Genomic DNA, 7555 nt, shown 5'->3' with positions numbered 1-7555 from the left:
GCGCTGTCGGCGTCGATTGGCCACTGCAAGTCCCAGTGTTGGCCGTTCACGGTGGTCGAGATTGCTTTTTTGCGCAGCGAAGACGAAATATCAGCAGCGACATCAGCGGCTGTTACGCCAGCCTCGTACTGTCGTGCGTTGCCATCGGGAAAAGTAAGGGAAATTTGGGCCATCTTTGTTGGCTCCTCGTCTGTTTGGCGCCTACGAAACGCCCGGTTGCGGGTTATCTGGGCTAAATGACGGGGTCGTTCGGAATGGTCAAGAGGTACGGGCGCCAGTATACCCAGATATACGTTGACTACGACGCCTGAACCGCTAAATACGACACAGTTTCCGATTGGAAACCCAGATGTGGGGAAAATGACATGCCAAGTTACAACCGTAAATTTGATCTAAGCATTAATGATGTGGATATGATTGAAGAAGCACTGCGCGCGCGCGGTCGCGAGCTTTCCGGTATGCGCCTCGCGCTCAAAGAAGATAACCCCGCCCATTTGGAATCGATCCGCGTGATTGAGCAGGACCAGCGCCAAAACGAGGAACTGCTGGGCCGTTTGCATGATCAAAAGATTTTTTATCGTCCCAAGGCGGCGGTTTACGTCGGCGGCTAAACCTGACGAATTTTTATGCTTCATAAAAGCACACAGCATCAGGGCGCTTTGTGCTTTTTTGTTTTCAGCGCTTGGGCGAAATCAATTGGTCCCAATCAGTGCTTGGAAGATACTTGCAGCGGACCTGTGGTTGTGATGCTGTAAGTCCATGGAAAACATGCATGAAACCCCGTCTTTCGTCACCCCCCAGGGCCGCCGTATTGCCTATCATCTAATCGATGGCACCGGCCCGGCAATCGTGTTTTTGGGCGGTTTCAAATCCGATATGGGCGGCACAAAGGCCATTCATCTGGAACAATGGGCCAAACGCTCTGGCCATGCATTCTTGCGCTTTGACTATTCAGGACACGGCGAAAGCAGCGAGGCGTTTACAGACGGTGCAATCGGCGATTGGTTCGAAGACGCCTGCGCTGCGATTGGATTGCTGGCAGGCAAAGTGATTTTGGTCGGCTCAAGTATGGGCGGCTGGATATCATTGCTGCTCGCGCGTGCGATGCCGGAAAAGGTCGCGGGATTGGTGACTATTGCCGCTGCACCTGATTTTACCGAAGACGGTATGTGGGGCGGATTTACCGACGCACAGAAGGCAGAATTGATGGCGGGGCAGGTCGCATTGCCATCTGAATATGGTGAACCTTACATCATCACGCGGCGCCTGATCGAAGAAGGCCGAACCCGGTTGGTCTTGCGTGATCCGCTGCCGCTGGACTTCCCTGTGCGGTTTTTACAGGGGACGGCTGATGCGGACGTTGAAATGTCTGTGGCGCTGGGCTTGCTTGAACATGCACAAGGCCCTGATATGCGGTTGACGCTGGTCGATGGGGCTGATCACAGGTTCTCGGATGAGGCGTGTTTGCAGTTGATCGAAGCCTCCGTAGAAAACGTGTTGAACCTGACTTCATAAAGCGACGCTACGTTCCATTAGGGTCGCGTGTATGCCTCTGCTTAGGGTGCGCAAAATCCTTGGGAGGGGACACAACGATGGCACTATCACTGGGACAAAAAGCGGGCTGGGGTTTGGCCGACATGGGCATCGTTGTCTTTGTCGTAGTCAAGCAATTGCTGATCCTGACTTACCTGACCGCATTTCTGGGTGTGCCTGTCGGCATTGCGGGCTTTGTTACGACAGCCGTTTTGATCTTTGATATGATCACCGACCCGTTGATTGGGTACTTAAGCGACCGAACACAAAGCCGCTATGGCCGCCGCGCACCGTGGATGTTTCTCGGTGTATTGGTGATGTCGGCAGGGATGGTCGGGTTGTTTTCGGTTCCTGCTGGCATGGCGATGTCTGCAAACCTGACGTGGGTGGTCGCATTCTTCGGGCTGGCCACGGTTGGTTTTACGATGGTCGCGATCCCATATGGCGCGCAATCGGGCGAGATCACGCAAGACCCCAAAGAACGCTCTGCTATGACGGGCTGGCGCATGGCCTTTGCGAGTATCGGCATCTTGATCGGTGGCGCGGTGATCCCGGGGCTTGCGGGTTCGATGGGGTACGCCATGGCCGCGTTGGCGGTCACGCCTTTGATGGTGGGGGCTGTCTGGCTTTCGCTTTGGTCGACACGCAAAGCGCCGCGCAATAAGATGGCGGCGCAGGTCAATTTGGCAGGCATGTTCGGTTTGGTCTTTGCGAACAAAGCGTTCATGGTGCTGGTCGTGCTTTACGGGGTTATGACATTGGCCATTGCCATGATCACAGCGGGTCTGCCGTTTGCGGCAATGTATCTGATCGTCGACAGCGGGGACACGATGCTGTCAGGTGCCGCCGCGGCGCTGAGCACACTGAGCCTGATGTTTGCGGCCTTCGTTATCGGCTCAATCCTAAGCCAAGCCGTCTGGGTCTTGCTGTCCAACCGTCTCGGCAAAGTCGGGGCACTGATCATCGGTTTGTCGCTTTATGTGGTGCTGCTTTACGCACTGAACACGCAGCTGCCTTCTGTGAATGTCACTGCGATTGCGGGGATGTTTGTGCTGGCTGGCATGACCAACGGAGCTTATCAGCAGATCCCCTGGGCGATGTATCCCGACCTGATGGACGTGACCCGCCGGACCAGTGGTGTCGCGATTGAAGGCGCGTTTTCCGCGGTCTGGCTATTTGGCCAAAAGCTTGCGAATGCAGCGGCTCCTGCGGTTCTTGGTTTGACATTAGCGGCCGCGGGTTGGCAAGAAACGACAGTCGGGGTTGTGACCCAGTCAGATGGTGCGATGGCTGCATTGCTAAATGCGATCACGCTTATCCCTGCGGTGATTTTGATCGTGGCTGTGATTGGTCTGTGGGCAGTCTACCGGCCTATGGCGGCGCGCGCCCTTGCTTGAACTGGCGACCATAGAAGCGACGCTTGCCGCGCAAGAGGCAGATGTCCCGCATCTGCGCCAAGGGTGCGAAAAGCGGATTGTTTGGGCGGACCAATCAGCCGTTCAAACAGCATACAGCGTGCTTTATGTTCACGGATTTTCAGCCACTGGCGAAGAATTGCGGCCATTGCCCGATGTGATTGCAAAAGATCTTGGCGCGAACATCTATTTCACCCGTCTGACAGGCCACGGCCAAGACGGGGATGCCATGGGACGCGCTAGTCTTTCGGCGTGGCAAAGCGATGTAACAGAGGCCTTCGCCGTTGCCCGAACAATCGGGCAAGAGGTGATCGTGATTGGCTGTTCGACCGGATGCACTATTGCTACATTGGCATTTGCCGAAGGGTCAGCGGTTAGGGCGATGGTCCATGTGTCACCAAATTTTGGCCTGCGGCACCGCACGGTCCAGACATTGTTGGATTTGCCGCATGCGCGCAGCTGGGCAAAATATGTGGCTGGGCATGCGCGGTCTTTTCCGGCCAAGAATGACGCGCATGCCGCTTTCTGGACGCTTGAATACCCGACAGAGGCCGTGCATGTGATGGCCGACGCCGTGCGTGCAGTGCGCAAAGCGGACCTGTCCAAGATCACGACACCCGCGCTATTCTGCGTGAACCCGCAAGATCAGGTCGTACATCCCGATAACATAAAACAAACGATTGCGCGGTGGGGTGCGGTGACCGACACCGTCGTTCTGAAGCAGACCACTGCGGACGACGAGATGGGACATATCATGGCTGGCGACATATTCTCGCCCAATCAAACAGCACCATTGGCGCAGCGGATTTTAGCTTGGATTGCGGCACTGCCACCGCGTTGACGGGTTGCGGTGGTGGGCGGCAAAGGCCACAATGCCTCTAAAGCGTTCAAGCGAGAAGCGCGTGTTGAGGTCCAATTAAAATGACATCTGAAACGCTGGTGATGATCCCACCTTTGTTATGCGATGCGCGAATTTTCGCGCCGCAAATTGCTGATTTATCGCGTGAACACGCGGTTATGGTCACGCCTGCCGCATGTGGCGAACGGATGGAAGAAATTGCCAGTCAGATCCTGTCATGGGCACCTGCGAAGTTCGCGCTTATGGGGATGGGGCTGGGCGGTATGGTCGCGATGGAAATCATCAGGCGCGCGCCCGACCGCGTGACCCGCATCGCGCTGGTTGCCACAAGTCCGCAAGCTGACACACCAGAAACCGCGGCTGCGCGTGAAACTCAGATTATTGCTGCCCGCGCTGGGCGATGGTCGGATGTTCTTACCCACGAGATTAATTCGACGTGGATGGCTGCAAGCTCTGACAAAGCAGAACTGGTCAGGCTCTTGACGCAAATGGGTCAGGACATCGGGCCAGAGGCTTATATCAGGCAAACCCGCGCCTTGCAGCGCCGCAAAGACCAACAAGCCACTTTGCGCCAGCTCCGTCAGCCTACCTGCATTATGTGTGGGCGCCACGACGGGCAATATAACCTCAAGCGACATGAATTCATGGCTGAACTCATTCCATACGCGACTTTGGAAGTGATTGAGCAAGCGGGCTATTTGCCAACGCTTGAAGCTGCCGATGCTGTAACTGATGCATTGCAGCGTTGGATGAAACAGCCGTTGGTATTGCGCCACTGATGTGGCGCAATAACTTTATTACTTCAGGTTAACGACTTTGTCCGCGTCCGCATCCGCGGCAGGTGCACCGGAATTGGCGTCGATGAAATCCAGTACCAATGGGCGGATATTATCGCGCCAGCTTTTTCCTGCGAAAATACCGTAGTGACCTGCGCCAGGCTCAAGATGCGACGCTTTCTTTGAGTCCGGCAAGCCGGTTAGTAATGGCAAAGCCGCGAGGCACTGACCCGGTGCAGAGATATCGTCATCTTCGCCTTCGACGATTTTCACTGCAACAGTGGTGATCTTGCCGATGTCGACCTTATGACCTGCAACAACAAATTCGTTCTGTGCAATCTCGCGGCCTTTAAATATCCGCTCGACCGTGGACAGGTAGAATTCTGCGGTCATATCCATGACTGCAAGATATTCGTCGTAGAATGCGTTGTGGCGATCATGCTCTGACGCTTCGCCTTTGGCGACGCGGATGATTTCATCACGGAAAGCATTGGAATGCGTTTCGGCATTCATCGAGATGAATGAAGCAAGTTGTAGTAATCCCGGATAAACCAGACGGCCAACGCCTTTGGACTTGAAGCCAACGCGCTGAATCATCGTTTCTTCCAATTGCCCCATCGTGACGGAACGGCCGAAGTCGGTAACTTCGGTGTGGTTCGCCTCTGGATCGACGGGTCCGCCGATCAGGGTCAGGGTGCGTGGCTGTGCGGCCGGATCAAGTTCCGCAAGATATGCTGTCGCGGCCAACGCCAAAGGCACAGGCTGACAAACGGCGATCACATGAATATCGGGGCCAAGTGCGCGCATGAATTCCATCAGATAGACGGTGTAATCCTCGATATCGAACTTTCCGGCGCTGACGGGGATATCGCGGGCGTTGTGCCAATCAGTAATATAAATGTCGGCATCGGGCAAAAGGCTGATCACCGTTTTGCGCAGCAAAGTCGCATAGTGACCAGACATCGGTGCGACCAACAGCACTTTGCGGGTCCGCTCAGGGCGGTTACCAACACAAAACCGCAGCAAATCGCCAAAAGGACGTTCGACCACCTTTTCAGTGGTGACAACCATATCACGGCCATCCTTGTTTGTTTGAACTGGAATGTTCCAATCGGGCTTGGCTACCATTCTTTGAAAAGTGCGTTCGGTCACTGTGCCCCATGCCTGAAGCCAGTCAATCGCAGGGTTTGCCCCCAATGACATCATAGGGTACGAAGCATATGCGCGCGCAGTTGCACCAAGCCATTGATTGGTGTTGCGCATGGATTCCATCAGATCATATGTTATCATGTACTTCATTTGGTTCGTCTCCGATGGTAAGGCGCAAAAATGCTGCACCTGCAGCATGCGCATAGGAAAGTTAAAATGACAACAAATGATTTGGAGATTGGCGAAGCGGTTGGCCAGAATGTTGCAAAACTCGAAGCAAACCTTGCACGGGTCGAAGAACTGACCCAGCGTTTGTTGAAAGTCATGGGGCAGGGACGGCAAGTTGCCCCTTCTTTGCAAGGGCCAAACCAGGATTTATATGTCAAAGCGGCGACCGCTTATATGTCTGAAATGATGAATAATCCTGCCAAAATGATCGAAAATCAGCTCGAGTTTTGGGGCAAATCCGTCAAACACTACGTCGAAGCGCAGCACCTTTTGTCACAGGGTAAGCTTGCCCCGCCAACGGATGAAACGCCCAAGGATCGGCGATTCTCGCACGAATTGTGGGACACGAACCCGTATTTCAACTTTATCAAACAGCAGTACATGATGAATGCTGCTGCAGTGCAGCAAGCTGTCGAAAACATCGATACGCTGGATGGCGAAGAGAAAAAGCGCCTGCGCTATTTCAGCCAGCAGATGATCGATATGATCAGCCCTACAAATTTTCTGCCCACAAACCCCGAAGCATTGGCACTCGCTGCGGAAACTGAGGGCGAAAGCCTTGTTGCTGGGCTGGAAAATATGATTTCCGATCTTGAGGCGAACAATGGTGATTTGGTCGTAACACTTGCCGACAAAAAAGCATTCACATTGGGTGAGAACCTCGCAACGACGCCGGGTTCTGTTGTGTTTCGCAATCATATGTTTGAGCTGATCCAGTATACGCCAAGCACTGAAAAAGTATACGAGACCCCGCTGGTTATCTTTCCGCCGTGGATTAACAAATTCTATATTATGGACCTAAAACCGCAGAACAGCTTGATTAAGTGGGCTGTCGATCAGGGCTATACCGTCTTTGTTGTGTCGTGGGTGAACCCCGACGCCAGCTATAGCGACACTTCGATGACGGACTATGTCGAACAAGGTTATCTGACCGCCTTTAAAGAAGTGAAGCAGATCTGCGACGTTAAAAAGGTGAATGCAGTGGGCTACTGCATTGCGGGAACGACACTTTCGTTGACGCTTGCCTTAATGAAAAAGCGCAAAGATACCTCTGTAAATTCCGCGACTTTGTTTACGACGCTCACTGATTTTTCGGATCGGGGCGAGGTGGGCGTGTTTCTGGACGATGACTTTATTGACGGCATCGAGGATGAGGTCACACAGAACGGCATCCTGGATTCTTATTTTATGTCGCGTACGTTTTCGTATTTGCGCTCGAATGATCTGATCTACGGGCCTGCGATCAAAAGTTACATGATGGGCAAGGCGCCACCAGCATTTGATTTGCTATATTGGAACGGTGACGGCACGAACTTGCCAGCCAAAATGTCGGTCGAATATCTGCGTGGCCTTTGCCAAGACGACAAATTTGCGACCGATGGATTTGAAATCGCCGGCGAAACAGTGCGGTTAAAAGACGTTACTGTGCCGCTTTGCGCTATCGCCTGCGAGACGGATCATATTGCCGCGTGGAAAAGCAGCTTTGCCGGCGTTTCCAAGATGGGTTCGAAAGACAAGACCTTTGTTCTATCAGAAAGCGGGCACATCGCAGGGATTATCAATCCACCCAGCAAGAACAAGTACGGACACTATAC

At 53.7% G+C, this 7555-nt stretch carries 8 protein-coding genes; 6 read left to right on the top strand and 2 right to left on the bottom strand.

Features of this window, described 5'->3' with window-relative positions; all coding sequences use genetic code 11:
* The coding region (locus QZ197_RS03990; RefSeq protein ID WP_296430296.1) for a TGS domain-containing protein at window positions 1–173 on the bottom strand (173 nt) is incomplete at its 3' end.
* A 192-nt stretch (window positions 174–365) separates the two neighbouring features.
* On the opposite strand from QZ197_RS03990, the gene QZ197_RS03985 reads away from it, so the two are divergent.
* The 5 genes from QZ197_RS03985 (at window position 366) to QZ197_RS03965 (ending at window position 4586) form a co-directional block, all read left to right on the top strand.
* Complete coding sequence (locus QZ197_RS03985) at window positions 366–611, top strand: hypothetical protein (protein WP_296430292.1); 246 nt, start codon at window positions 366–368, stop codon at window positions 609–611.
* A 148-nt stretch (window positions 612–759) separates the two neighbouring features.
* Window positions 760–1515, top strand: a complete 756-nt coding sequence (locus QZ197_RS03980) for an alpha/beta hydrolase (protein WP_296430289.1) — start codon at window positions 760–762, stop codon at window positions 1513–1515.
* A 77-nt stretch (window positions 1516–1592) separates the two neighbouring features.
* A complete protein-coding gene (locus QZ197_RS03975) occupies window positions 1593–2930 on the top strand; it encodes an MFS transporter (protein WP_296430287.1) in 1338 nt (445 codons plus the stop codon).
* The gene (locus tag QZ197_RS03970; protein ID WP_296430285.1) at window positions 2923–3789 is read left to right on the top strand and encodes an alpha/beta fold hydrolase; all 867 of its coding nucleotides are present in this window, start codon (window positions 2923–2925) and stop codon (window positions 3787–3789) included. The genes QZ197_RS03975 and QZ197_RS03970 overlap by 8 nt, the downstream gene beginning before the upstream one ends.
* An 80-nt stretch (window positions 3790–3869) precedes the next feature.
* Window positions 3870–4586: an alpha/beta hydrolase gene (locus QZ197_RS03965; protein WP_296430283.1), complete on the top strand. Its 717-nt coding sequence runs from the start codon at window positions 3870–3872 to the stop codon at window positions 4584–4586.
* Between the two features lie 18 nt (window positions 4587–4604).
* Here QZ197_RS03965 and phaZ read toward each other — a convergent pair whose 3' ends face one another.
* Complete coding sequence (gene phaZ / locus QZ197_RS03960; protein WP_296430281.1) at window positions 4605–5882, bottom strand: polyhydroxyalkanoate depolymerase; 1278 nt, start codon at window positions 5880–5882, stop codon at window positions 4605–4607.
* A gap of 66 nt (window positions 5883–5948) precedes the next feature.
* Between phaZ and phaC the strand changes: the two genes are divergently transcribed.
* The coding region (gene phaC, locus QZ197_RS03955; protein WP_296430279.1) for a class I poly(R)-hydroxyalkanoic acid synthase at window positions 5949–7555 on the top strand (1607 nt) is incomplete at its 3' end.

Source organism: Yoonia sp., from assembly GCF_017854415.1.
Taxonomy (GTDB): Bacteria; Pseudomonadota; Alphaproteobacteria; order Rhodobacterales; family Rhodobacteraceae; genus Yoonia.
The sequence above is the reverse complement of the archived record's forward strand: the minus strand, read 5'-3'. Positions and strand labels throughout refer to the sequence as shown.

Bases quoted from the DNA above. Each gene is read 5' to 3' on its own strand.
- QZ197_RS03975 (WP_296430287.1), top strand. From the start codon at position 1,593: ATGGCACTATCACTGGGACAAAAAGCGGGCTGGGGTTTGGCCGACATG.
- phaZ (WP_296430281.1), bottom strand. From the start codon at position 5,882: ATGAAGTACATGATAACATATGATCTGATGGAATCCATGCGCAACACC.
- QZ197_RS03985 (WP_296430292.1), top strand. From the start codon at position 366: ATGCCAAGTTACAACCGTAAATTTGATCTAAGCATTAATGATGTGGAT.
- QZ197_RS03965 (WP_296430283.1), top strand. From the start codon at position 3,870: ATGACATCTGAAACGCTGGTGATGATCCCACCTTTGTTATGCGATGCG.
- QZ197_RS03980 (WP_296430289.1), top strand. From the start codon at position 760: ATGGAAAACATGCATGAAACCCCGTCTTTCGTCACCCCCCAGGGCCGC.